Here is a 23,149-nt window from a genome sequence, read left to right on the forward strand (position 1 = left end):
TCGGGCAAGGCCGCAGGCCGATCAACCAGATGCCTCCGGCAGGCCCGATGCATTTGCGGGCCCGGGGCATCGCGCCTTGCGCCCAAACATTTGTTCAAAAGAAGAAGGACCCTCAGCGCCCGAGCGAGACGCACAGGCTGGGCGGCGCACCGTCTTCGGACAGGAATTCGGCCCCGCAGGCGGCGCAGTGGTAGAAGGTCTTGCCGTCCCGGTCATGGGCCCGGTTCATCCGCCAGCGACAGCCCTTCATCTGCGGCCGCGCGTAGATCCGGATCAGGATGATCGCGACGACGAAAGCGATGGGAACGAGGATCAGCATGACTTACCCCTTGCACGTATGGTCCAGAAACGCAAACCGCGTGGCCCGAGGGGACCACGCGGAATGTGACGTTTCGTCCGGGACTGAGACCGAACTGGGATGTCAGGCGGCGTAAGGGATGTAGACCGGTTCCTGCTGCTCGGTCTCGGCCGGTTTCACGACCTCTTCCGGGCTGTAGTAAGAGAGCGACTCTTCCAGCAGTGCCAGAGCCTCTTTCGGGGAAATGGTTTTCTGTTGTTGCGTCGCCATCGGATGCCTCATCGGTTACACGCGCCTCCACCCTGCGGGGCTTATGGCAGATCCGCCTTTGCACGAGCACCGCCAATCCGTCAGAGGCGCTATGCTGCGGGTGCAAAGGTGGCCCCTGCCCCGGCCCCCTGTCCGGCAGGACGGCTTGCCAAGACGGGCCCGCTGGTGTTTGAGGGGCCATTCGCCTTTCGGGAGAGAACCATGGACTACAGCAAATCGGGTGGCGCCAAGGGCCACGGCAAGGGCCCCAAGCACGAGGCCGAGAACAGCCGCAGCAACGGCAAGCCCGGCACGGACGGCCGCAGCACCAAGGCAGAGCTGCTGGCACGCATGAAGGCCGCCGCCGAAGCCAAGAAGAAGGGCTGAACACCATCCGGCCCAGACGAAAAGGCCCCGGAGGATCTCCGGGGCCTTTCGCATGTTCGGGGGTCTGACGGATCAGACGTGACGCTCGACCATCATCTGCTTGATATGCGAGATCGCCGCGGCCGGGTTCAGGCCTTTCGGGCAGGTCTTGGCGCAGTTCATGATGGTGTGGCAGCGGTACAGCTTGAACGGATCTTCCAGCTGGTCCAGACGCTCGCCGGTGGCTTCATCGCGCGAGTCGATGATCCAGCGGTAGGCGTGCAGCAGGGCTGCCGGGCCCAGGTAGCGGTCGCCGTTCCACCAGTAGCTGGGGCAGGACGTCGAGCAGGATGCGCACATCACGCATTCATACAGGCCATCGAGCTTCTTGCGGTCTTCGATCGACTGCTTCCACTCTTTCGCCGGGCGGTTGGTCTTGGTTTCCAGCCAGGGCATGATCGAGGCATGCTGCGCGTAGAAGTGCGTCAGGTCAGGGATCAGGTCCTTCACCACCGGCATGTGCGGCAGCGGGTAGATCGTGACATCGCCCTTGATCTCGTCCAGGCCGAAGATGCAGGCGAGCGTGTTGTGCCCGTCGATGTTCATCGCGCAGGAGCCGCAGATCCCCTCCCGGCAAGAGCGCCGGAAGGTCAGGGTCGGGTCGATCTCGTTCTTGATCTTGATCAGCGCGTCCAGGACCATGGGACCGCATTTGTCCATGTCCAGGAAGTAGGTGTCGACGCTGGGGTTCTCGTTGTCGTCAGGCGACCAGCGATAGATCTTGAACTTGCGAATGTTCTTCGCACCCTCGGGCTTCGGCCAGGTCTTGCCGGTCTTGATCCGGGAGTTCTTGGGGAGCGTGAGCTGAACCATCTGGCGTCCTCCTTAGAACGTCCGCGCCTTGGGCGCGATTTTCTTGAGCGAAATGCCGCCGTCCTCTTCCTTGGTCAGCGGATCGACCACGATCGGGCGGTAGGACAGTTCGACCTTGTTGCCGTCCACGCGCGAGATGGTGTGGACACGCCAGTTCTCGTCGTCGCGGGTCGCGTAGTCCTCGTGGGCATGGGCGCCGCGGGATTCGTGACGCGCCTCGGCGCCGACGATGGTGGCCATCGCGTTCGGCATCAGGTTGGTCAGTTCCAGCGTTTCCATCAGGTCCGAGTTCCACACCAGCGAGCGGTCGGTGACCTTCAGATCGGGCAGCTTGGCCGCGATCGCGGTCATCTTGTCGACGCCTTCCTTCAGGCTTTCGGAGGCCCGGAACACGGCAGCGTCGGCCTGCATGGTCTTTTGCATTTCCAGACGCAGTTCCGCGGTCGGGATCCCGCCCTTGGCGTAACGGAAGTAGTCGAAGCGCTCGAAGGCCTTTTCGACCGCGGCCTTGTTGGTCGCGGGGATCGCGGCTTCGCGGTCGACCACCTCACCGGCGCGGATGGCGGCGGCACGGCCGAAGACCACGAGGTCGATCAGCGAGTTCGAGCCCAGACGGTTCGCACCATGCACCGAGGCGCAGCCGGCTTCGCCCACGGCCATCAGGCCCGGAACGACGGCATTGGGGCTTTCCGCGGTGGGGTTCAGCACCTCGCCGTGGTAGTTCGTCGGGATGCCGCCCATGTTGTAGTGCACGGTCGGCAGAACCGGGATCGGTTCCTTCGTCACGTCGACACCGGCGAAGATCTTGGCGGATTCGGAAATCCCCGGCAGACGTTCGGCCAGCGCTTCCTTGGGAAGGTGCGACAGGTTCAGGTGGATGTGGTCGCCATGTTCGCCCACACCGCGGCCTTCGCGGATTTCCATGGTCATCGAACGCGAAACGTAGTCGCGCGGTGCCAGGTCCTTGTACTGGGGCGCGTAGCGCTCCATGAAGCGTTCGCCTTCGGAGTTGGTCAGATAACCACCCTCGCCGCGCGCGCCCTCGGTGATCAGGCAGCCCGAGCCGTAGATGCCGGTCGGGTGGAACTGGACGAATTCCATGTCCTGCAGCGCCAGGCCCGCACGGGCCACCATGCCGCCACCGTCGCCGGTGCAGGTGTGGGCCGAGGTGGCGCTGAAATAGGCGCGCCCGTAGCCGCCGGTGGCCAGCACGACCATCTTGGCGTTGAAGACGTGCATCGTGCCGTCGTCCAGCTTCCAGCAGACGACACCGGTGCAGACGCCGTCATCGCTCATCAGCAGGTCGATGGCGAAATATTCGATGTAGAACTCGGCGTTGTTCTTCAGCGACTGACCATAGAGCGTGTGCAGGATGGCGTGGCCGGTGCGGTCGGCGGCAGCACAGGTGCGCTGTACCGCGGGGCCTTCGCCGAATTCGGTGGTGTGGCCACCGAAGGGACGCTGGTAGATCTTGCCTTCTTCGGTCCGGCTGAACGGCACACCGTAGTGTTCCAGTTCGTAGACGGCCTTGGGGGCGGAACGTGCGAGGTATTCCATCGCGTCGGTATCGCCCAGCCAGTCCGACCCCTTGACGGTGTCGTACATGTGCCATTGCCAGTTGTCCGGGCCCATGTTCGCCAGCGAGGCGGCGATGCCGCCCTGTGCGGCCACGGTGTGCGAGCGGGTCGGGAAGACCTTGGTCACGCAGGCGGTGCGCAGACCCTGTTCGGCCATGCCGAGGGTCGCACGCAGGCCCGCGCCGCCGGCACCGACAACCACGACGTCATATTCGTGCGTTTCGTATTCGTAAGCAGCCATTGGAGGAACCTCGGGGTCTTAAAGGGCGATGCGGATCAGCGCGAAGATGGCCGACGCGGCGATCAGGTAGGACAGGCAGTCGATCAGGATGACCAGCAGGCGGCCGGTCAGGCCGTGGACGTAGTCCTCCAGCGCCATGCGGCAGCCGTTGCGGAAGTGCATCATGCCGACGCCGAAGGTCAGCGCGGCGACCAGCGCCGGCCAGGGGCGCGAGTAATAGGCGACGATCTCTTCGTAAGAGCCGCCCAGGTGGGGGCCGAAGGTGAAGACGAAGAACGGCACCAGGAAGATGAGCGCGATCGAGCTCACCTGCATGGACCAGTGGTGCTCGGTGCCGGTCTTGGAGGCACCCATGCCAACGGCGCGCTTGCGGTCGGTCAGATAACGCATGGCTGGCTTCCCCCTCAGACGAAGATGATGGTGATGATGGTCAGGACGAGCGAACCGTAGACGACGATCCAGCTCAGCTTGTCTGCCGACTTGACGTCCAGGCAGTAGCCGTTGTCCCAGATGAGGTGGCGGATGCCGGCAAGGGCGTGGAACCACAGGCCCAGCGTCGACAGCAGCAGGATCAGGTCACCGATCCAGGAGGTGACGACAAAGTCGGCCACCGCGAAGTAGTCGGGCCCCGTCGCCGCAGCGATCAGCCACCAGGCGATCAGAAACGCCTCGACCACCAGCGCGTTGCCGGTGATCCGGGTGAGGATCGAAGTGACGGAGTTGAGCTGGAACTTGTAGTACTTCCCGAGCATGAAAGGTGAAAGCGGGCGGTTGCCCCGGTTCACATCGGCCATGACATGTCCTTTCCGGTTTCCCTTGCACGGGTTCTATCCAGAGTTTCCGGCGGTGTCATCCTCCGACCATACCGCAGTCGGCAGAATTTGAAGGGATCACCGGCAGGTTTTGGCCCTCTGTGATCACAAGATTTGAGCGTGTGATCACATATTCACCCCTCGCTTGCGCTAACGGTTTTCCGACTGATTTGCTAGGTTTTACAGGGCGATTCCTTTTGCCGGAACGCTGCCCCCCTGCCCCGAAGCGCCCCCGAAACGACAAGGGGCCGCGGTTTCCCGCGACCCCCGTCCGATCGGATCCCGCCGGGCCCGGCCCTGCGGAATTGTTGAAAAGTCTCAGAAACTGACGTCCACCGAGAACACGCCCAGGCTGTCGTACTGATCGCTGTCGACATAGGCGCCGGTCAGCGAGACCTTGTCGTTCAGCGCATAGGAGGCGCTGGCCGACATGTAGTCCTGGCCGCCCTTGTTGATCTGGCCGACTTCCAGCGCGACCGAGATCGCATCCGACACGGCATAGCCGATGTCGACGCGGCTGTTGGTCACTTCCGCATCCGGATCGTAGGACACCTTGCCGCCCACCGACAGCGCATCGGTCAGCTGGTAGGATCCGCTGACGAAATATTCGCCGCAGCAGTTGGTATAGGGCTTCAGGTAATAGTAGCGCGCATAGCCGACGTCGTAGCTGAAGGCGCCGATCTCGTTGCGATAGCCCAGGGTCAGGTCGACCTCGTAGTCACCGCCGGTAATGTCGGCATCGGTGTTCGAGGCCCAGACGTTGCCGTAAAAGCCCTCGTAGCCGACTTCGGCCCAGGGCTGGATCGCGGCGCCACTGCTTTGCGGAGCACCATTGCTGACATAGCGGCTGGTCAGCGTTGCGCCGCCCGAGAAAGTCAGACCGTCGGCCGAGGCCATCCCCGGCAGGGCAACGGCCAGGGCAACAAGAGACATTGCTGCGAAAGACTTCATTCGAATCTCCATGAAAGGCTCGCAAGTAACGCATTGATGAGAGCCAAAGGACAGATTCGTGAAAGCGGTGCCGGAGGGGATGTCACAGTTTTGCCGCGCTCGCCCTGAGCGGGCGTTTCGAGAAGATGAAAGCTCAGGCAAATGCTCAACTTGAGGCCAGCGCACGAACGGCGCGGGGGCCATGCCGGACACGAAACGGGCCGCGGATATCCGCGGCCCGATCCCGACCGTCCCGAAGGGGCGCCAGGACCGTCAGCCCCTTGTCCCCGAGGGGACCAAAGGCCGTCAGCCCGACCGTCCTGAAGGGACCAAAGGCCGTCAGAAGGTGAAATCGACGCCCACGACGCCATAGGCGGGGGTTTCGTCGCTGTCGTGGTACTTGGCCACCAGCGAGACCTTGTCGTTGACCTTGTAGCTGCTGCCGGCGATCACGTAGGTCTTGCCGCTGTGGTTGTACTTGCCCACATCCAGCGACACGTCGATCAGCTTGTTGACCGCATAGGAGGAGGTCAGGCGGCTGTCGAGCGCGTTGGAGTTCGGGTCATAGGACATGTGCACGCCCAGCGTCAGCTGGTCGTTCGCCGGTGCCGAGAGGTTCACGTAATACTCGCCGCAGCAGTTGTCGTCCGGGCTGGAGTAGTAGTAGCGCGTATAGCCAAAGTCGTAATCAACCTTGCCGGCGGTGTTGCGATAGCCGACGGACAGGTCGTATTCCTCGCCGTTGCCGGCGATATCCTTGTCCATGTTGGACATCCACAGGTTGGTGTAGAAGCCGTCGTAGCTGAGTTCCAGCCAGGGTTGGAAGGCCAGGCCGTCGCTGTACTTGGTGCCCGAGCTGCCGATGTACTGGCTCATCAGGCTGGCGCCGCCGGTCAGTTTCAGATCCAGGCTGTCAGCCGAAGCAAGGCCCGGTGCGGCGATGGCCAGCGTGAAAAGCGAGAGCGCTGCGTAGGGTTTCATTCCGATCTCCGAGAGGGTTGGTTGCGGTCAGGCCCTCAATATTGATCAAATCGGGATGATCCATCCTTCACGTTCCGCGGCGTAGGGTTATTCCCCGACGGCAACATCGCTTGACGTCGGGAATTGCTGAATTCTCAACCACGAAAAGTCGGCAAATATATCATTTTATTAATTAAATTCACCGAATGGTCGAAAGGATCCGGCGCGATACCCGCCATGGGACCCAAGGGTCACATGGGAATCAGGGCCCAATAGTCGAGGTCCAGCAACACTTCGGGGTGGTATTTCCCGGCCGCGTCGCGCAGCGTGAACGGCGCCCCGCCCGAGGTCGCCACCAGCCGCAGCCGCAGCGCCCCGATGCCCGGAACGGTGGTCTCGGCGCGCTCCAGGACCTCGGACCAGGCCTTGACGGTGGTGCCGGCAAAGCACGGGTTGGCATGGGCGCCGCCGTTCAGCCCGACCATCAGCTGCGCATTCGCCAGCCCGTTGAAGCTGAGCGCGCGCGCCAGAGAGATCACGTGCCCGCCATAGATCAGGCGCCGGCCGTCCTCGCGCAGGGTGGCGTCGAAATGCACCTTCGAGGTGTTCTGCCACAGCCGCGTGGCCATCATGTGCTCGGCCTCCTCGATGGTCACGCCATCGACATGGTCGATCACCTCGCCCGGCTCGTAATCGCCCCAGCGGTGCGCCTCGCCCGCCAGGGTGAAATCGTAGCCCGAGAAATCCAGCCCCTCGGGCACGATCAGCTGGTCCGCCGTCAGCGCGCCCGGCAGGTCGGGGATCACCGTGTCGGGCGCGGGCGCGTCCAGGTCGCCCTTGCGCACCATGACCCAGCGGACATAGTCCATCACCAGCTCGTCATTCTGGTTGCGCCCTTCGGTGCGGACATAGACGACGCCGCTTTTGCCGTTGGAATTCTGCTTCAGCCCGATGACCTGCGAGGTCGCCGACAGCGTGTCGCCCGGCCAGACCAGCCGGTGCCAGCGGCCCTGCGCATAGCCCAGGTTCGCCACCGCATTCAGCGACACGTCGGGCACCGTCTTGCCGAAGATCACGTGGAAGACCGCCAGATCGTCCAGCGGCGCCCCCGGCAGCCCGCAGGCCCGCGCGAAAGCATCCGAGGAATGGATCGCCGTCCGGGCGGGATAGAGCGCATGGTACAGCGCCCTCTCGCCCGCCCCGACGGTTCGCGGCACCGCGTGATGAAGGGTTTCGCCGATGCGATAGTCTTCAAAGAAACGGCCCGCGAATGTTTTCATGTCAGTACTCGCCCAGTTTGATGTCAGGTGAATAGTCGTGCCCTTCGACCTCCTTCACCACGGCCTGGCCGCAGCGCATGGTGCCGTTGGCAGCGTCAAAGGCATAGGTCGGGGAACCGTGCAGTTCCCATCCGGCGTTCAGCGCCTTGGTGACCTTGTGGCAGAAGGCCGAAGTGTCGTCTTCGGTCAGAAAGCGATAGAGTTTCATGCCGCCTCACATTGGCAGGGGGTTGGGACCAAGCCATCCGTGGATGACCACGATCACGGCATAGACCACCACGGTGATCACGGCGAGGCGGATGTCGCCCTTCAGGCTGCCCTGCGGGCGCACCCATGGCCCCTGGTTGCGGCTGGAGACCGCCCAGCCCGCGATCCCCCACAGGATCATGCCGCCCCACATCAGCACCGAGGCCGCATCCCCCCGCACCAGCAGATGCGCGATGCCCCACAGGATGACGGCGGTGAACATCGGATGACGCACCACCGCCTTCAGGCGGCTTTTCGAATGGGCGGCGCCAAAGCAGGCGACGGCGATCAGCATCAGCAGGTTGTTGACATGCTGGCCCCAGACGGGCGGCGCATAGACAAAGACGACATCCGCATGGCGATAGCCCAGCACCAGGCACAGCACCGCCAGAACGGCACTGGCTGCCCCCACCGCCTTGCGGGTTTTCACCGGCAGGCGCGCCGCCAGGGAGGGGCTGTATTCCTTCATCAGATGCGGCCAGGTCCACAGGACCAGACCAATAAGAATCAACAACATGCGGGCGTCCTTTCCGGTGGCGGCACGATGCGCAGCCTGCCCCGCCTAGCCCATGGCCGCAATGGCCTCGGCCCGGGCAAGGGTCTTGCGGGCGGTCTCGACATGCAGGTTCTCGACGATCTTGCCATCGACCACCGCCACCGCCTGGCCGGCCGCCACGCAGTCCTCGTAGGCGGCGATCTGGCGGCGGGCCAGATCGACCTCGGCCTCGGCGGGGGCGAAGACGGCATTGGCGATCGCCAGCTGCGCCGGGTGGATCAGCGTCTTGCCGTCCATGCCCAGATCGCGCCCCTGTTCGCATTCGGCGCGCAGACCCTCGTCATCCTTGAACTGGTTGTAGACGCCATCGACGCAGACCTTGCCATGGGCGCGCGCCGCCAGCAGCATGGTCTGCAGCGCCATCTGCATCGGCAGGCGGTCGGGCCGGGTCCGGCAGCCCACGTCCTTGGCCAGGTCATTGGTGCCCGCGACAAAGCCCTGCAACCGGGGATGTGCCGCGATTTCAAGGGCATGAAAGATCGCCAGCGGCGTTTCCATCATCGCCCAGACAGGCAGGTCGGTCAGCCCGGAGAGGGTCTCGATATCGGCGGCGGAATTGACCTTGGGCAGCAGCAGCGCCTCGGCCCCCGAGCCGTTCAGCGCCGCCACGTCGTCGCGGCCCCATTCGGTGTCCAGCCCGTTGATCCGCACGATCCGGGCGCGGGTGCCATAGCCGCCCATGCTCAGCGCCGCCTTCAGCGTACTGCGGGCCTCGACCTTCACATCGGGCGCCACCGCGTCCTCCAGGTCGAAGATGATGCCGTCTGCGGCCAGGTCGCGGGCCTTTTCCAGCGCCCGTTCGCGCGAACCGGGAATATAGAGCAGCGAACGATAAGGACGCAGCGTGGCTTCCATGGTCGATTCCTCCGGGTAATAATGTTGCGCAGTGATGCCATTCCGAGGGCGTTTCCGACAACCCCCTCCCTTGGTCGCAGGACAGAATTTCGCACCTGCAGCAATTTCATCCTGCCGCATCCGGCGCCCGAAGCCGATTGGATTTTACGCAAAAGCCCCTGTGCCGGCCGCGACAAATTTACCGGATCGCAGCAGGTCGGGGCGCAGCCTGCCCCTGCCCGCCCGCTTCCGGAGGATCCGATGACCGTGACGCGCCTTGCCCTGCTGCTGCTTGTCCCCGCCCTGCCCACCCTGGCCCAGGAGGGGCCCAGACCCTGCGCGCCCCGTGACGTGGTGCTGGATCGCCTGGCCAGCACCTATGGCGAAACCGCGCGGTCGGCCGGGCTGGCCTCGGGCAATGCCATGTTCGAGGTCTTCGCCTCCGAGGAAAGCGGCACCTGGACGATCATCGCCACCTCGCCCGACGGGCTGAGCTGCCTGGTCGCCAGCGGCCAGTCCTTCGCCACGCTGTCCGGCCCCGCCATCCCCCCGGGCGAGGACGCCTGACGCAGCCCCTGCCTTGCAGAATCGCATTAACCATACGGAAGTCGGGGTTTTTCCGCCCCCCGATCCCGCTTGGGTTGCGAGCGATAACATGCCCCCAGAGGCACCGCACGCGCCCCTGCGCCGCGGCCTTTCCGCCCGGGGATGAACATCACAACATGTTGTTTTATAATGATTAGATAGGGTATCCCCCGGTATGCGGCGCGGGCGCGTTCCCTTACGGCTCTTGCGTCGCCGGGACAAAACACATACGCCGATCCCGACGTTTCAAACCGGACCGGAGACAGATCCAATGGCCAGACCCAAGATTGCCCTGATCGGCGCGGGCCAGATCGGCGGCACGCTCGCCCATCTCGCAGCCCTGAAAGAGCTGGGTGACGTTGTTCTTTTCGACATCGCCGAAGGCACCCCCGAGGGCAAGGCGCTCGACATCGCGGAATCCGGCCCCTCCGAGGGGTTCGACGCCAAGCTGAAGGGCACCCAGTCCTACACCGATATCGCGGGCGCCGATGTCTGCATCGTGACGGCCGGTGTGCCGCGCAAGCCGGGCATGTCCCGCGACGACCTGCTGGGCATCAACCTGAAGGTCATGAAATCCGTCGGTGAAGGCATCCGCGACAATGCCCCCGACGCCTTCGTCATCTGCATCACCAACCCGCTCGACGCGATGGTCTGGGCCCTGCAGAAGTTCTCGGGCCTGCCCGCCAACAAGGTCTGCGGCATGGCCGGCGTGCTGGACAGCGCGCGCTTCCGCCACTTCCTGTCGGTGGAATTCGACGTCTCGATGAAGGACGTCACCGCCTTCGTGCTGGGCGGCCACGGCGACACCATGGTCCCCTCGGTCCGCTATTCCACCGTCGCCGGCATCCCGCTGCCCGACCTGGTCGAGATGGGCTGGACCACCCAGGAGAAACTGGACGCCATCGTCCAGCGCACCCGTGACGGCGGCGCCGAGATCGTCGGCCTGCTGAAGACCGGCTCGGCCTTCTACGCGCCCGCGACCTCGGCGATCGAGATGGCGGAATCCTACCTGAAGGACCAGAAGCGCGTCCTGCCCTGCGCCGCCTGCTGCAATGGCGAATTCGGCCTGAAGGACATGTATGTGGGCGTTCCGACCGTGATCGGCGCCGGCGGCATCGAGAAGATCGTCAACATCAAGCTCACCAAGGAAGAGCAGGAGATGTTCGACAAGTCGGTCGACGCCGTGAAAGGCCTGGTCGAGGCCTGCAAGGCCATCGACGGCTCGCTGGCGTAAGCCCGCCGCAGGTCATCAAGGGGACGGCCCGCGATCCAGACCGGATCGCGGGCCGTTTCCATTTCCTGCACTGCCCCAGCGGCAGGTCTGGCACTCGACTCGCCGCGATGCAGAAAAAGCAGGGGCTTGGCGGATCTCCCGGAGCCGTGAACGTAGCATCCGGACAGTTGTGATCACACGAAAAACGGCTGTGATCACAAAGCGCAAAAAATCCGCCGAAAATCCGCCGAAGCATGAAAAATCAGTTCATCGGGCGGAAAGACTGTGCCAGTACCGGTGGCAATCGTAGCAAGCGAGGTACGAATTCATGAATATCCATGAGTATCAGGCGAAGGCAGTTCTTCGCGAATACGGCGCGCCGGTCTCGGAAGGCCGTGCCGTCTTCAAGGCGGAAGAAGCCAAGGCTGCCGCAGGCGAGCTTCCCGGCCCGCTGTGGGTCGTGAAGGCGCAGATCCACGCAGGTGGTCGCGGCAAGGGCCACTTCGTCGAGGAATCCGCTGGCCCCAAGGGCGGCGTGCGCCTGGCCAAGTCGGTCGAGGAAGCTGCTGAAGAAGCCAAGAAGATGCTGGGCCGCACCCTGGTCACGCACCAGACGGGCCCCGCCGGCAAACAAGTGAACCGCATCTACATCGAGAACGGTTCCGACATCGAGCGCGAGCTGTACCTCGCCCTGCTCGTGGACCGCGGCACCTCCTCCGTGTCCATCGTCTGCTCCACCGAGGGCGGGATGGACATCGAGGAAGTAGCGGCGTCCACCCCCGAGAAGATCCTCAGCTTCTCGATCGACCCGGCGACCGGCTACCAGCCGTTCCACGGCCGCAAGGTCGCCTTCGCCCTGGGCCTGGAAGGCCTGGCGATGAAGCAGTGCGTCAAGCTGGTCGGCCAGCTGTACCAGGCCTTCATGGAGAAGGACATGGAGCAGCTGGAAATCAACCCGCTGCTGCTGATGCCCAACGGCGAGCTGAAGGTGCTGGACGCCAAGCTGGGCTTTGACGGCAACGCCATGTACCGTCACCCCGACATCGCCGCGCTGCGTGACGAGACGGAAGAGGACCCCAAGGAACTCGCCGCCTCCAAGTACGACCTGAACTACATCGCCCTCGAAGGCGAGATCGGCTGCATGGTGAACGGCGCGGGCCTGGCAATGGCCACGATGGACATCATCAAGCTGAAGGGCGGCGAGCCGGCGAACTTCCTCGACGTGGGTGGCGGCGCCACCAAGGAGAAAGTCACCGAGGCCTTCAAGATCATCACGTCCGACAAGAACGTGAAGGGCATCCTGGTGAACATCTTCGGCGGCATCATGCGCTGCGACATCATCGCCGAGGGCGTCATCGCCGCGGTGAAAGAAGTCGGCCTGCAGGTTCCGCTGGTCGTGCGCCTGGAAGGCACCAACGTCGAGCAGGGCAAGGAAATCATCGCGAATTCCGGCCTGAACGTGATCGCCGCTGACGACCTCAGCGACGGTGCGGAAAAAATCGTTAAAGCAGTGAAGGGCTGAGGATCATGGCAGTTCTCGTCGACGAAAATACCAAGGTGATCTGCCAGGGCTTCACCGGCTCGCAGGGCACCTTCCACTCGGAACAGGCGATTGCCTACGGCACCAAGATGGTCGGCGGCGTCACCCCCGGCAAGGGCGGCCAGACGCACCTGGGCCTGCCGGTCTTCGACAGCGTCGCGGAAGCGAAAGAGCGCACCGAAGCCAACGCCACCGTGATCTACGTGCCGCCGCCCTTCGCGGCCGACTCGATCATGGAAGCCATCGACGCCGAGTTCGAGCTGATCGTCTGCATCACCGAGGGGATCCCGGTCCTCGACATGATGAAGGTGAAGGCCGCGCTGCAGCGTTCCAAGTCGCGCCTGATCGGTCCGAACTGCCCCGGCGTCATCACCCCCGACGCCTGCAAGATCGGCATCATGCCGGGCCACATCCACAAGCGTGGTTCTGTGGGCGTCGTGTCGCGTTCGGGCACGCTGACCTATGAAGCGGTCAAGCAGACCTCGGACATCGGCCTGGGCCAGTCCTCGGCCGTGGGCATCGGTGGCGACCCGATCAAGGGCACCGAGCACCTGGAAGTGCTGGAAATGTTCCTGGCAGACCCCGAAACCCAGTCGATCATCATGATCGGTGAAATCGGCGGTTCCGCGGAAGAAGAAGCGGCACAGTTCCTGGCAGACGAGAAGAAGCGCGGCCGCTGGAAACCGACCGCAGGCTTCATCGCCGGCCGCACGGCTCCTCCGGGACGCCGCATGGGCCACGCAGGCGCAATCGTCGCCGGCGGCAAGGGCGGCGCGGAAGACAAGATCGAAGCCATGAAGATGGCCGGCATCATCGTCGCCGACAGCCCGGCCGAGCTGGGCCAGGCGGTTCTGAAGGCGATCGGTTGATCCCTTCGCCGCATAGGCAAGGCTGCACCCCGGTGGTGCAGCCCGGCCCCGGGCGCCCTGCGCGCCCGGGCCTTTCGGTGCAGCGCCGGGCGCTGCGCTGCACGACCCGGTTTGCCCCGCAGGCGGCCGCTGCCCTCGCCCTGGCCCTTCTGTCGGCCTGCGAGGCGCCCGACGCCCTGCAGGACCAGTTCCGTGGCGACACCGAGCGGCGCACCACCGCTTCGGTCGATTACAACGACGCGGCCTTGACGCCGCAGGCGGCGCAGGCCATGGCCCGTGCCAATTGCGGCACCGCCGAGGTGCTCTCCGTTTCCCGGCCGCGGTTGCTGGAAAACGGTCTCTACAGGGTGACGGCCGAGTGCCTTGCCACATATGACCGCAAGGGCCATCTGAAGCCCAACAGGATCACCGGCCCGGGCGGCTGACCGCCCCGACCAAGACGACGACGAAGACGACCGCAACCCGAAGCCCCGAAAGCCCTGTGCCGCATCCGGCCGCGCAGGCAACCTCCAGGCTCCACCCGAACGGCAATGCACTGGGATCACCAAATGATCGCGCGCCGAGACATCGCAGCCAAGGACCGAGGCCACCTTAGCGTGACCCCGCACTGCCCTGCGCTGGCCTGGGGAGACGCCGCATGAGCCCGCTTCCGGCCCGTCGTCCTGCCCGGCCCTGCGCCGCCGCCCCCCTTGGGGCAGGCCCGCGCCCCCGGCCCCCCATCGCATCCCGCCGCCCCGCTCTGCTGCGGACCTGCGACAGCGCGCTGTCGCGGTTCTGGCATGGCGACGGGCGGTGCGACCTCAATCCCGACGGCCCCAGTGTCGCGCGGCGCTGCCATGCGCCGCCCGCCCTTGACGGGCCCGTCGCGGAAGCGGATGAGCCGCGTCGATACCCGGCCACCACCGACGTTTCCAAGACGCCAGCCCCGCCCGCCCGCAGATTTAACCCGCTTAAGATCAAGCGCACCGTTTCAAGGTGAAAGTATGACCGATCAGAGCCCCAACGATCTTTTCCACGCCTCCAGCTTCCTGCAGGGGCATAACGCCGCCTACCTCGAGCAGCTCTATGCCGTCTGGGCCAACGACCCTTCGGCGGTCGATGCCGCCTGGGCCGATTTCTTCGCGCAGCTCGGCGACAGCGAGATGGACGCCAAGAAAGAGGCCGCAGGCCCCTCCTGGTCGCGCACCGACTGGCCGCCGACCCCCAATGATGACCTGACCGCGGCCCTGGACGGCATGTGGCCCGCCCCCGCCGAGGCCAAGGGCGCGGGCAAGAAGATCAAGGAAAAGGCCGCCGAGAAGGGCGTGCAGATCTCGGACGACCAGATCAAGCGTGCGGTGCTGGATTCGGTCCGCGCGCTGATGCTGATCCGCGCCTACCGCATCCGTGGCCACCTGGCCGCCGATCTGGACCCGCTGGGCATGAAGGATCCGGTCGCGCATCCGGAACTGAACCCCGCGACCTACGGCTTCACCGCCGCCGACATGGACCGCCCGATCTTCCTGGACAACGTCCTGGGCCTGCAGGTCGCCTCCATGCGTCAGGTCGTGGACATCGTGAAGCGCACCTATTGCGGCACCTTCGCGCTGCAGTACATGCACATTTCCGACCCCGAGCAATCGGCCTGGCTGAAAGAACGCATCGAGGGCTTTGGCAAGGAAATCACCTTCACCCGTGAAGGCCGCCGCGCCATCCTGAACAAGCTGGTCGAGGCCGAGGGCTTCGAGAAGTTCTGCCACGTCAAGTTCATGGGCACGAAGCGTTTCGGCCTGGACGGCGGCGAGGCCCTGATCCCCGCGATGGAACAGATCATCAAGCGGGGCGGCAGCCTGGGCGCCAAGGAGATCGTGATGGGCATGCCCCACCGCGGCCGCCTGTCGGTGCTGGCGAACGTCCTCTCCAAGCCCTACCGCGCGATCTTCAACGAATTCCAGGGCGGTTCCTACAAGCCCGAGGACGTGGACGGTTCGGGCGACGTGAAATACCACCTCGGCGCCTCCTCGGACCGTGAATTCGACGGCAACAAGGTGCACCTGTCGCTGACCGCGAACCCCTCGCACCTCGAGGCGGTGAACCCGGTCGTCCTGGGCAAGGTGCGCGCCAAGCAGTACCAGCTGAACGATCCCGACCGCACCTCGGTCATTCCGATCCTGCTGCACGGCGACGCGGCCTTCGCGGGCCAGGGCGTCGTGGCGGAATGCTTTGGCCTGTCGGGCCTGGTCGGCCACCGCACCGGCGGCACGATCCACATCGTCGTGAACAACCAGATCGGCTTCACCACCGCGCCGCACTTCTCGCGCTCCTCGCCCTATCCGACGGATATCGCGCTGATGGTCGAGGCGCCGATCTTCCACGTCAACGGCGATGACCCCGAAGCCGTGGTCCATGCCGCCAAGGTCGCCACGGAATTCCGTCAGAAGTTCCACAAGGACGTGGTCATCGACATCTTCTGCTACCGCCGGTTCGGGCACAACGAGGGCGACGAGCCCATGTTCACGAACCCGATCATGTACAAGAAGATCAAGAAGCAGAAGACCACGCTGTCGCTCTACACGGATCGTCTGGTCAAGGACGGCCTGATCCCCGAGGGCGAGATCGAGGACATGAAGGCCGCCTTCCAGGCCCTGCTGAACGAGGAATTCGAAGCCGCCAAGGACTTCAAGCCGAACAAGGCCGACTGGCTGGACGGCAAGTGGTCGGGCTTTGAGCGCGAGAAGGAAGAATACCAGCGCGGCGAAACCGCGATCGCGCCCGAAACCATGGCCGAAGTCGGCGCCTCGCTGACCAAGGCACCCGAGGGCTTCCCGCTGCACAAGACCGTCGAACGTCTGCTGGAAACCAAGTCCAAGATGTTCGAGTCCGGCGAAGGCTTTGACTGGGCAACCGGCGAGGCCCTGGCCTTCGGCTCGCTGCTGACGGAAGGTTATCCGGTGCGCCTGTCGGGCCAGGATTCGACCCGCGGCACGTTCTCGCAGCGTCATTCGGGCCTGATCAACCAGGAAACGGAAGAGCGTTACTATCCGCTCAACAACATCCGTGCCGGCCAGTCGCGCTACGAAGTCATCGACTCGATGCTGTCGGAATACGCGGTGCTGGGCTTCGAATACGGCTATTCGCTGGCCGAACCCAATGCGCTGGTGATGTGGGAAGCCCAGTTCGGCGACTTCGCCAACGGCGCGCAGATCATGTTCGACCAGTTCATCTCTTCGGGTGAATCGAAATGGCTGCGGATGTCCGGTCTGGTCATGCTGCTGCCGCACGGCTTCGAAGGCCAGGGCCCGGAACACTCTTCCGCCCGCCTGGAACGCTTCCTGCAGATGTGCGGTCAGGACAACTGGATCGTGGCGAACTGCTCGACCCCGGCGAACTACTTCCACATCCTGCGTCGCCAGATGCACCGCAGCTTCCGCAAGCCGCTGGTGCTGATGACGCCGAAGTCGCTGCTGCGCCACAAGCTGGCGGTCAGCAAGGCCGAGGACTTCACCACCGGCTCCAGCTTCCACCGGATCCTGTGGGACGATGCGCAGAAGGGCAGCTCCTCCACCCAGCTGGTGGCGGACGAGAAGATCAAGCGCGTCGTCATGTGCTCGGGCAAGGTCTACTACGACCTGCTGGAAGAGCGTGACGCCCGCGGCATCGACGATGTCTACCTGATGCGGATCGAGCAGTTCTATCCCTTCCCGGCGATGACGCTGGTCAAGGAACTGGAACGCTTCAAGGGCGCCGAGATGATCTGGTGCCAGGAAGAACCGAAGAACCAGGGCGCCTGGACCTTCCTCGAACCGAACATCGAATGGGTGCTCAGCCGCATCGGCGCCACCCATTCGCGCCCGCGTTACGTGGGCCGCGCTGCCTCTGCAGCACCCGCAACGGGCCTCGCGGCTCAGCACAAAGCACAGCAAGAGGCGCTCGTCGACGAAGCGCTGACCATCGAAGGAAACTAAGGCACCATGAGCACCGAAATCCGAGTCCCCACCCTGGGCGAAAGCGTGACCGAAGCCACCGTCGCCACCTGGTTCAAGAAGCCGGGTGACACGGTCGCGGTCGACGAAATGCTGTGCGAGCTGGAAACCGACAAGGTGACCGTCGAGGTTCCCGCGGCAGCCGCCGGCGTCCTGGCTGACATCGTCGCCAAGGAAGGCGAAACCGTCGGCGTCGACGCGCTGCTGGGCTACATCGCAGAGGCCGGCAATGCCGGCCCCGAAGAGATGAAGGCCAAGGTGTCGGCCCCCGCCGCCGCCCCCGCGGCTGCCGCGGCCACCGAAGTCGCCGTGATGGTCCCGACCTTGGGTGAATCCGTCACCGAGGCCACCGTCGCCACCTGGTTCAAGAAGGAAGGCGACACCGTCGCCGCCGACGAGATGCTGTGCGAACTGGAAACCGACAAGGTTTCGGTCGAAGTGCCCGCCCCCGCGGCTGGCGTTCTGACCAAGATCCTGGCGGCCGAAGGCTCGACCGTGGGCGCGGGCGGCCAGCTGGCCGTTCTGTCCTCGGGCGCAGGTGCGGCCGCTGCCGCCCCCGCCGCCGCTGCCCCCGCTGCTGCCCCCGCGGCCGCGTCGGGCGCCAAGGATGTCGAGGACGCGCCCTCGGCCAAGAAGGCCATGGCCGAAGCGGGCCTGTCGGCCGGCCAGGTCACCGGCACCGGCCGTGACGGCCGCATCATGAAGGACGACGTGGCGAAGGCTCTGGCCGCCGCCAAGGCCGCTCCGGCACCGGCAGCCGCCGCGCCGCGCGCCCCCGTCGCCGCCGATGACGTTGCCCGCGAAGAGCGCGTGAAGATGACGCGCCTGCGTCAGACCATCGCCCGCCGCCTGAAGGACGCGCAGAACACCGCCGCCATGCTGACCACCTACAACGAGGTGGACATGACCGAGGTGATGGCCCTGCGCAACCAGTACAAGGACCTCTTCGAGAAGAAGCACGGCACCCGTCTGGGCTTCATGTCCTTCTTCACCAAGGCCTGCGTGCACGCGCTGAAGGAAGTCCCCGAGGTGAACGCCGAGATCGACGGCACCGACGTGGTCTACAAGAACTTCGTGCACATGGGCATCGCCGCCGGCACGCCCCAGGGCCTGGTGGTTCCGGTCATCCGCGACGTCGACAGCATGTCGTTTGCGGATATCGAAAAGGCGATCTCCGAGAAGGGCAAGCGCGCCCGTGACGGCAAGCTCTCGATGGCAGAAATGCAGGGCGGGACCTTCACCATCTCTAACGGTGGCGTCTACGGCTCGCTGATGTCCTCGCCGATCCTGAACCCGCCGCAATCGGGGATCCTGGGGATGCACAAGATCCAGGACCGCCCGATGGTCGTCAACGGCAAGATCGAGATCCGCCCGATGATGTACCTGGCGCTGTCCTACGATCACCGCATCGTCGACGGCAAGGGCGCCGTGACCTTCCTGGTGCGCGTCAAGGAAGCGCTGGAAGATCCCCGCCGCCTGCTGATGGATCTGTGATCCACAGGCCCTCTCCGGTCCGCCGGAGGGGGCCTGCACCCCGGATCCCCCCGTGCCGGGGGGCGGGGTGCAGGCCGCCCGGACGCTGTCCGGGCCACCGCAAGCTTCGACCGGGGCGCCCTGATTGCGCGCCCCGCCTTCCCGGCAGGGACCCGCAATCCCAGGTAGGGCCATGACCCCCGAACTCCTCGCCCTCTCTCTTGTCGCGCTCGAGCATGTCGTGCTCGTCGTCTGGTCGCAGCGCCTGCTGACCCGCGACGTGGGCGAAGCCGGCAACACCGGCCCCCGGGACGACCTGCCGCCGCTGTCGCAGGACACCCAGCGAATGCGCCGGGCACTTGCCAACCATACGGAAAACTTCCCCTTCTTCATCGGTGCGATCACCGTGGTCAGCCTATCCCAGGCGACCGGCCTCTTCACCGCCCTCGCCGCCTTCACCTATGTCGCCGCACGGGCGCTCTACATCCCGGCCTACCGTTACGGCTGGACGCCCTGGCGCTCGGTCTTCTACATGCTGGGCGCCCTGGCCACGATCGCGCTCTACCTGGCGGCGTTCCTGTGATGGACAGCCAGCTGCATATCCTGGCCCTGGCTGCCCTGCTTCAGGTCGCGCAGATCGCCCTGATGGCCGTGCCCGCCAACCTGGAGCTCGGCACGAAGGCCACCACCGGCCCGCGCGATCCCCAGGACATCCCCGGCGGCAATCCGCAGCTCCTGATGTCGCGCCGCACCGGCCGGCTGCATCGCGCCGTGACCAACCATTTCGAGGCGCTGATCCTCTTCACCATCGCCACCCTCACCGTGGCCCTCACCGACAGCACCTCGCCCCTCACCCTCGGCTGCGGCTGGATCTACCTCGCCGCGCGCCTCCTCTACATTCCGGCCTATGCCCTCGCCTGGGCGCCCTGGCGCTCGCTCTTCTGGGCAGCAGGCCTTCTCGCCACCACGATCATGCTCCTGGCCACCCTCGCCTAGCATTTTCTTGTCCCAAATACCTCGGGGGGGTCAGCCGCAGGCTGACGGGGGCAGCGCCCCCACCCCGCGCAAGCCAACCGGGCCCGACGCCCGCAGTCAAAGACCAAGGAGACCTCAAATGGCCCAATACGACGTCATCGTCATCGGTGCAGGCCCCGGCGGCTACGTGTCCGCCATCCGCTGCGCCCAGCTCGGACTGAAAACCGCCTGTGTCGAGGGCCGCGAGACCCTGGGCGGCACCTGCCTCAACGTCGGCTGCATCCCCTCGAAGGCGCTGCTGAACGCCACCCACAACCTGCACGAGGCGCAGCACAACTTCGCCACCATGGGCCTCAAGGTTCCGGCACCGGAAGTCGATTTCGACCAGATGAAGGCCTACAAGCAGGACGTCGTCGACGGCAACACCAAGGGGATCGAGTTCCTCTTCAAGAAGAACAAGATCGACTGGATCAAGGGCTGGGCCTCCATCCCCGAGGCCGGCAAGGTCAAGGTCGGTGACACCGTCTACGAAACCAAGAACATCGTCGTCGCTTCCGGCTCCGTGCCGACCGCCCTGCCGGGCATCACCGTCGACAACGAAGCCGGCATCGTCGTGGACAGCACCGGCGCCCTGGCGCTGCCGAAGATCCCCGAGAAGATGATCGTCATCGGCGCGGGCGTCATCGGCCTGGAAATGGGCTCGGTCTACGCGCGCCTCGGCGCCGAGGTGACCGTGGTCGAATTCCTCGACGTGATCACCCCCACCATGGACACCGAAGTCCAGAAGACCCTGCAGAAGATCCTCGCCAAGCAGGGCATGAAATTCGTCCTGGGTGCCGCCGTCCAGGGCGTGGAAACCGTCGATGGCAAGGCCAAGCTGACCTACAAGTCGCGCAAGGACGACAGCGAAACCGTGCTCGACGCCGATGTCGTGCTGGTCGCCACCGGCCGCCGTGCCTTCACCGATGGCCTCGGGCTGAAGGAACTGGGCGTCGACATGACCGAGCGCGGCGTCGTCAAGACCGACGGCCACTGGGCGACTTCCGTCAAGGGCGTCTATGCCATCGGTGATGCCGTCGCTGGCCCGATGCTGGCCCACAAGGCCGAGGACGAAGGCATGGCGGTTGCCGAGGTGATCGCGGGCAAGCATGGTCACGTGAACTACGACGTGATCCCCGGCGTGATCTACACCCACCCCGAGGTTGCATCCGTCGGCAAGACCGAACAGCAACTGAAGGAAGAAGGCCGCGCCTACAAGGTCGGCAAGTTCTCGTTCATGGGCAATGCCCGCGCCAAGGCCGTCTTTGCCGCCGACGGTTTCGTCAAGCTGCTGGCCGACAAGGAAACCGACCGGATTCTGGGCTGCTCGATCATCGGCCCGGCAGCGGGCGACATGATCCACGAGATCTGCGTGGCGATGGAATTCGGCGCCTCGGCCCAGGACATCGCCCTGACCTGCCACGCCCACCCGACCTATTCGGAAGCCGTGCGCGAAGCGGCTCTGGCCTGCGGCGACGGCCCGATCCACATGTGATCGCTCCCGGCGCCCGCCGATGGGGCGCCGGACCGCGGACAGGCCCGGTCCCCTTCGGTGGGCCGGGCCTTCTGCCCCTGGCAGAGCCGATCCGCCGGACTGCCCTTGACCGGGCGCCAAACCGGACGACCTTGCCCCCTGCGGAGTGATCCGCGGGGGGTTTTCGTCCGTACCCTTCGCATCGCAGTCGAAGGGGGCACCATGGCCGATCCCGAAGTCTCCGTCATCATCCCGGCCTATCGGGCCGCGCCGACCCTGCCGCGCGCCCTGCGCGCCATCGCCCGCGCCGGCCTGCCGGCCGATGCGCTGCAGATCGTCATCGCCTCGGACGACGGTGCCGATTACCGCCAGCTGGTGCCGGCGCGCCGCAATCTGGTCTTTGCCCCCCATGGCCCGGTCCGCACCGGCGCCGGTCCCGCCCGCAACCGGGCGCTGGCACAGGCGCGCGGCCGCTTCATTGCCTTCCTCGATGCCGATGACAGCTGGGCGCCGGGCTATCTGACAGCCCTTCTGCCGCTGGCGCGATGCCACGGCGCGGCCTTCGGGCGCACCGCCGTGCTGGAAGGAAACCGCCTGCTGCAGGAGCTGCCCCGCAACGCCCGCCGCCTGACGCTGCATCACCTGGGCGAAACCGGCGCCAGCTTTCACCCGCTGATGCACCGCGACCAGATCCGGCCGTTCTCGGCCTTGCCCAGCCAGGACGTGCGCCACGCGGCCGAGCTGATCGCCCGCCTTGGCGGCGCCGTGCCGCTGGCAGATACCACCTACCGGCTGCACCTGAGGCCCTCGACCACCACCGCCGATCCCGGCTTTCCGACCCGGGTGGCCCAGGCCTATCTGGCACATGCGACGCAGGTCCTGTCGGGGGCCGCGGACATCCCCCTGTCATCGCGCGCCGAAGTTGCCCGCGTCTTCACCCGCAAGGGCACCCTCAACGCCGCATATGCAGCCGAGGGCCGGGGCCGGTCGTTCTATCGCTTCATGGCCGAGCGCGCCGCCGCCTCGTCCGGCACCACCAGCACCAGCGCCGCGGCGTGACCGTTGGCGTGTTCGCGCAGCGACGGATAGACCCCTTCCAGCCGCCCGGCGGCGGCGCGCGGCTGGTCATAGACCGGCATGGTGCGGCGCAGCACCTCCGAGAGGGCATCAGGCAGCAGGATCCGGCAGCCCAGCCCCTCTGCGCCGTCCAGCAGGCACAGCAGATGCGGGTGACGCCCCTCGACGCTGCCGGGGCAGATCGTCGGAAAGACCACGACCCCCTCCAGATCGCTGAGCGCGCAGGCCTGCAGCATCTGTTCCGCACCCCAGTTGCCGCCGCGCGCATCGCAGTGGCGCAGCCAGACCCGGCGCCCCTTCAGCGGCAGGCCCGAAGGCGACACCAGCTGTACCGACAGCCGCAGCGGCCGTCCCGGCAGATCATCGTGCAGCGGCGCATGCTCCAACGCCAGGGTGCCTGCGGCATGCAGCGCCATCTCGACCAGATCGGCCTCGGTGGCGGGGGTGGGATGGGCGACATTGGCGCTGATCAGCCCCGCCGCACGCGCCCGCGCCCGCGTCGCCGCGGCAAAGCTGCCGATGCCCTGACGGACCACCGGCGAAAGAGAAAGAAACCGCAGCAGATCGGCACCCTGTCCGGGCTGCCCAACCTGCTGCGAGGCCGTTCGGGCCGTCCATGCCGCCATCCACGCGTCCTCCTGCTGCAGTGCAGGGGATATACGCATCTGCCCGGCAGATCCGGCACACACGGGCCATCACCTCGGCGTGTGTCGGCGGCGC

25 protein-coding genes are annotated in these 23,149 nt (G+C 65.5%); 12 read left to right on the forward strand and 13 right to left on the reverse strand.

The window, feature by feature from the left end; genetic code table 11:
• Nucleotides 1-112: 112 nt before the first annotated feature.
• Together AC2ITM_RS13630 and AC2ITM_RS13635 are read right to left on the reverse strand one after the other, a co-directional pair.
• Nucleotides 113-319 (reverse strand): hypothetical protein, encoded by a 207-nt coding sequence (locus AC2ITM_RS13630; RefSeq protein WP_486467177.1) that lies wholly within the window; start codon nucleotides 317-319, stop codon nucleotides 113-115.
• 102 nt (nucleotides 320-421) lie between these two features.
• Nucleotides 422-568: a hypothetical protein gene (locus tag AC2ITM_RS13635; protein WP_486467178.1), complete on the reverse strand. Its 147-nt coding sequence runs from the start codon at nucleotides 566-568 to the stop codon at nucleotides 422-424.
• 201 nt (nucleotides 569-769) lie between these two features.
• On the opposite strand from AC2ITM_RS13635, the gene AC2ITM_RS13640 reads away from it, so the two are divergent.
• Nucleotides 770-934, forward strand: a complete 165-nt coding sequence (locus tag AC2ITM_RS13640) for a hypothetical protein (RefSeq protein WP_486467179.1) — start codon at nucleotides 770-772, stop codon at nucleotides 932-934.
• 72 nt (nucleotides 935-1,006) lie between these two features.
• On the opposite strand, the gene AC2ITM_RS13645 is transcribed toward AC2ITM_RS13640, so the two are convergent.
• The 10 genes from AC2ITM_RS13645 to AC2ITM_RS13690 form a co-directional block, all read right to left on the reverse strand.
• Nucleotides 1,007-1,786, reverse strand: coding sequence for a succinate dehydrogenase iron-sulfur subunit (locus tag AC2ITM_RS13645; RefSeq protein WP_160894306.1), 780 nt, complete (start codon nucleotides 1,784-1,786; stop codon nucleotides 1,007-1,009).
• A gap of 12 nt (nucleotides 1,787-1,798) precedes the next feature.
• The gene (sdhA, locus tag AC2ITM_RS13650; protein WP_486467180.1) at nucleotides 1,799-3,604 is read right to left on the reverse strand and encodes a succinate dehydrogenase flavoprotein subunit; all 1,806 of its coding nucleotides are present in this window, start codon (nucleotides 3,602-3,604) and stop codon (nucleotides 1,799-1,801) included.
• Between the two features lie 18 nt (nucleotides 3,605-3,622).
• Nucleotides 3,623-3,994, reverse strand: coding sequence for a succinate dehydrogenase, hydrophobic membrane anchor protein (sdhD, locus tag AC2ITM_RS13655; RefSeq protein ID WP_486467181.1), 372 nt, complete (start codon nucleotides 3,992-3,994; stop codon nucleotides 3,623-3,625).
• A 14-nt stretch (nucleotides 3,995-4,008) separates the two neighbouring features.
• Nucleotides 4,009-4,398: a succinate dehydrogenase, cytochrome b556 subunit gene (gene sdhC, locus AC2ITM_RS13660; protein ID WP_486467182.1), complete on the reverse strand. Its 390-nt coding sequence runs from the start codon at nucleotides 4,396-4,398 to the stop codon at nucleotides 4,009-4,011.
• A gap of 336 nt (nucleotides 4,399-4,734) precedes the next feature.
• Nucleotides 4,735-5,367, reverse strand: coding sequence for a TorF family putative porin (locus AC2ITM_RS13665; protein WP_486467183.1), 633 nt, complete (start codon nucleotides 5,365-5,367; stop codon nucleotides 4,735-4,737).
• Nucleotides 5,368-5,685: 318 nt separating this feature from the next.
• Complete coding sequence (locus tag AC2ITM_RS13670) at nucleotides 5,686-6,327, reverse strand: TorF family putative porin (RefSeq protein ID WP_486467184.1); 642 nt, start codon at nucleotides 6,325-6,327, stop codon at nucleotides 5,686-5,688.
• A gap of 230 nt (nucleotides 6,328-6,557) precedes the next feature.
• Entirely contained in the window at nucleotides 6,558-7,586 is a 1,029-nt protein-coding gene (locus AC2ITM_RS13675) for a MaoC family dehydratase (RefSeq protein ID WP_486467185.1), read from the reverse strand.
• 1 nt (nucleotide 7,587) lies between these two features.
• Nucleotides 7,588-7,794: a DUF1737 domain-containing protein gene (locus AC2ITM_RS13680; RefSeq protein WP_486467186.1), complete on the reverse strand. Its 207-nt coding sequence runs from the start codon at nucleotides 7,792-7,794 to the stop codon at nucleotides 7,588-7,590.
• A gap of 6 nt (nucleotides 7,795-7,800) precedes the next feature.
• Nucleotides 7,801-8,349: an NnrU family protein gene (locus tag AC2ITM_RS13685; RefSeq protein ID WP_486467187.1), complete on the reverse strand. Its 549-nt coding sequence runs from the start codon at nucleotides 8,347-8,349 to the stop codon at nucleotides 7,801-7,803.
• Nucleotides 8,350-8,394: 45 nt separating this feature from the next.
• On the reverse strand, nucleotides 8,395-9,243 hold the full coding sequence (locus AC2ITM_RS13690; protein ID WP_486467188.1) for an HpcH/HpaI aldolase/citrate lyase family protein: 849 nt from the start codon (nucleotides 9,241-9,243) through the stop codon (nucleotides 8,395-8,397).
• Between the two features lie 240 nt (nucleotides 9,244-9,483).
• On the opposite strand from AC2ITM_RS13690, the gene AC2ITM_RS13695 reads away from it, so the two are divergent.
• From AC2ITM_RS13695 to AC2ITM_RS13745, 11 genes are all read left to right on the forward strand, one after another.
• Nucleotides 9,484-9,789 (forward strand): hypothetical protein, encoded by a 306-nt coding sequence (locus AC2ITM_RS13695; RefSeq protein ID WP_486467189.1) that lies wholly within the window; start codon nucleotides 9,484-9,486, stop codon nucleotides 9,787-9,789.
• Between the two features lie 289 nt (nucleotides 9,790-10,078).
• Nucleotides 10,079-11,041 (forward strand): malate dehydrogenase, encoded by a 963-nt coding sequence (gene mdh, locus AC2ITM_RS13700; protein WP_486467190.1) that lies wholly within the window; start codon nucleotides 10,079-10,081, stop codon nucleotides 11,039-11,041.
• 307 nt (nucleotides 11,042-11,348) lie between these two features.
• Entirely contained in the window at nucleotides 11,349-12,542 is a 1,194-nt protein-coding gene (gene sucC / locus AC2ITM_RS13705; RefSeq protein WP_486467191.1) for an ADP-forming succinate--CoA ligase subunit beta, read from the forward strand.
• A 5-nt stretch (nucleotides 12,543-12,547) separates the two neighbouring features.
• Complete coding sequence (sucD, locus tag AC2ITM_RS13710; protein WP_486467192.1) at nucleotides 12,548-13,429, forward strand: succinate--CoA ligase subunit alpha; 882 nt, start codon at nucleotides 12,548-12,550, stop codon at nucleotides 13,427-13,429.
• Nucleotides 13,426-13,854, forward strand: a complete 429-nt coding sequence (locus AC2ITM_RS13715) for a hypothetical protein (protein WP_486467193.1) — start codon at nucleotides 13,426-13,428, stop codon at nucleotides 13,852-13,854. The genes sucD and AC2ITM_RS13715 overlap by 4 nt, the downstream gene beginning before the upstream one ends.
• Nucleotides 13,855-14,412: 558 nt before the next feature.
• Nucleotides 14,413-17,373 (forward strand): 2-oxoglutarate dehydrogenase E1 component, encoded by a 2,961-nt coding sequence (locus AC2ITM_RS13720; protein ID WP_486467194.1) that lies wholly within the window; start codon nucleotides 14,413-14,415, stop codon nucleotides 17,371-17,373.
• Nucleotides 17,374-17,379: 6 nt separating this feature from the next.
• Nucleotides 17,380-18,885 carry a 2-oxoglutarate dehydrogenase complex dihydrolipoyllysine-residue succinyltransferase gene (gene odhB, locus AC2ITM_RS13725; protein WP_486467195.1) on the forward strand — a complete coding sequence of 502 codons (1,506 nt, stop codon included), beginning with the start codon at nucleotides 17,380-17,382 and terminating at the stop codon, nucleotides 18,883-18,885.
• Nucleotides 18,886-19,057: 172 nt separating this feature from the next.
• Nucleotides 19,058-19,447, forward strand: a complete 390-nt coding sequence (locus tag AC2ITM_RS13730; protein WP_486467196.1) for an MAPEG family protein — start codon at nucleotides 19,058-19,060, stop codon at nucleotides 19,445-19,447.
• A complete protein-coding gene (locus AC2ITM_RS13735; protein ID WP_486467197.1) occupies nucleotides 19,447-19,860 on the forward strand; it encodes an MAPEG family protein in 414 nt (137 codons plus the stop codon). Before AC2ITM_RS13730 ends, AC2ITM_RS13735 begins: the two co-directional genes overlap by 1 nt.
• Before the next feature lie 118 nt (nucleotides 19,861-19,978).
• Complete coding sequence (lpdA, locus tag AC2ITM_RS13740; protein WP_486467198.1) at nucleotides 19,979-21,373, forward strand: dihydrolipoyl dehydrogenase; 1,395 nt, start codon at nucleotides 19,979-19,981, stop codon at nucleotides 21,371-21,373.
• Between the two features lie 201 nt (nucleotides 21,374-21,574).
• Nucleotides 21,575-22,411, forward strand: coding sequence for a glycosyltransferase family 2 protein (locus AC2ITM_RS13745; protein ID WP_486467199.1), 837 nt, complete (start codon nucleotides 21,575-21,577; stop codon nucleotides 22,409-22,411).
• Here AC2ITM_RS13745 and AC2ITM_RS13750 read toward each other — a convergent pair.
• Nucleotides 22,345-23,055 carry a peptidase associated/transthyretin-like domain-containing protein gene (locus tag AC2ITM_RS13750; protein ID WP_486467200.1) on the reverse strand — a complete coding sequence of 237 codons (711 nt, stop codon included), beginning with the start codon at nucleotides 23,053-23,055 and terminating at the stop codon, nucleotides 22,345-22,347. The two genes, AC2ITM_RS13745 and AC2ITM_RS13750, sit on opposite strands and share 67 nt — an antisense overlap.
• Nucleotides 23,056-23,149 lie beyond the last annotated feature (94 nt).

The sequence above is a fragment of the Pseudooceanicola sp. NS-SX9 genome (assembly GCF_057380705.1).

Excerpts from the sequence above, each read along its gene's own strand:
- AC2ITM_RS13630 (WP_486467177.1), bottom strand. The coding sequence starts at position 319 with ATGCTGATCCTCGTTCCCATCGCTTTCGTCGTCGCGATCATCCTGATC.
- AC2ITM_RS13635 (WP_486467178.1), bottom strand. The coding sequence starts at position 568 with ATGGCGACGCAACAACAGAAAACCATTTCCCCGAAAGAGGCTCTGGCA.
- AC2ITM_RS13640 (WP_486467179.1), top strand. The coding sequence starts at position 770 with ATGGACTACAGCAAATCGGGTGGCGCCAAGGGCCACGGCAAGGGCCCC.
- AC2ITM_RS13645 (WP_160894306.1), bottom strand. The coding sequence starts at position 1,786 with ATGGTTCAGCTCACGCTCCCCAAGAACTCCCGGATCAAGACCGGCAAG.
- sdhA (WP_486467180.1), bottom strand. The coding sequence starts at position 3,604 with ATGGCTGCTTACGAATACGAAACGCACGAATATGACGTCGTGGTTGTC.
- sdhD (WP_486467181.1), bottom strand. The coding sequence starts at position 3,994 with ATGCGTTATCTGACCGACCGCAAGCGCGCCGTTGGCATGGGTGCCTCC.
- sdhC (WP_486467182.1), bottom strand. The coding sequence starts at position 4,398 with ATGGCCGATGTGAACCGGGGCAACCGCCCGCTTTCACCTTTCATGCTC.
- AC2ITM_RS13665 (WP_486467183.1), bottom strand. The coding sequence starts at position 5,367 with ATGAAGTCTTTCGCAGCAATGTCTCTTGTTGCCCTGGCCGTTGCCCTG.
- AC2ITM_RS13670 (WP_486467184.1), bottom strand. The coding sequence starts at position 6,327 with ATGAAACCCTACGCAGCGCTCTCGCTTTTCACGCTGGCCATCGCCGCA.
- AC2ITM_RS13675 (WP_486467185.1), bottom strand. The coding sequence starts at position 7,586 with ATGAAAACATTCGCGGGCCGTTTCTTTGAAGACTATCGCATCGGCGAA.
- AC2ITM_RS13680 (WP_486467186.1), bottom strand. The coding sequence starts at position 7,794 with ATGAAACTCTATCGCTTTCTGACCGAAGACGACACTTCGGCCTTCTGC.
- AC2ITM_RS13685 (WP_486467187.1), bottom strand. The coding sequence starts at position 8,349 with ATGTTGTTGATTCTTATTGGTCTGGTCCTGTGGACCTGGCCGCATCTG.
- AC2ITM_RS13690 (WP_486467188.1), bottom strand. The coding sequence starts at position 9,243 with ATGGAAGCCACGCTGCGTCCTTATCGTTCGCTGCTCTATATTCCCGGT.
- AC2ITM_RS13695 (WP_486467189.1), top strand. The coding sequence starts at position 9,484 with ATGACCGTGACGCGCCTTGCCCTGCTGCTGCTTGTCCCCGCCCTGCCC.
- mdh (WP_486467190.1), top strand. The coding sequence starts at position 10,079 with ATGGCCAGACCCAAGATTGCCCTGATCGGCGCGGGCCAGATCGGCGGC.
- sucC (WP_486467191.1), top strand. The coding sequence starts at position 11,349 with ATGAATATCCATGAGTATCAGGCGAAGGCAGTTCTTCGCGAATACGGC.
- sucD (WP_486467192.1), top strand. The coding sequence starts at position 12,548 with ATGGCAGTTCTCGTCGACGAAAATACCAAGGTGATCTGCCAGGGCTTC.
- AC2ITM_RS13720 (WP_486467194.1), top strand. The coding sequence starts at position 14,413 with ATGACCGATCAGAGCCCCAACGATCTTTTCCACGCCTCCAGCTTCCTG.
- odhB (WP_486467195.1), top strand. The coding sequence starts at position 17,380 with ATGAGCACCGAAATCCGAGTCCCCACCCTGGGCGAAAGCGTGACCGAA.
- AC2ITM_RS13730 (WP_486467196.1), top strand. The coding sequence starts at position 19,058 with ATGACCCCCGAACTCCTCGCCCTCTCTCTTGTCGCGCTCGAGCATGTC.
- AC2ITM_RS13735 (WP_486467197.1), top strand. The coding sequence starts at position 19,447 with ATGGACAGCCAGCTGCATATCCTGGCCCTGGCTGCCCTGCTTCAGGTC.
- lpdA (WP_486467198.1), top strand. The coding sequence starts at position 19,979 with ATGGCCCAATACGACGTCATCGTCATCGGTGCAGGCCCCGGCGGCTAC.
- AC2ITM_RS13745 (WP_486467199.1), top strand. The coding sequence starts at position 21,575 with ATGGCCGATCCCGAAGTCTCCGTCATCATCCCGGCCTATCGGGCCGCG.
- AC2ITM_RS13750 (WP_486467200.1), bottom strand. The coding sequence starts at position 23,055 with ATGGCGGCATGGACGGCCCGAACGGCCTCGCAGCAGGTTGGGCAGCCC.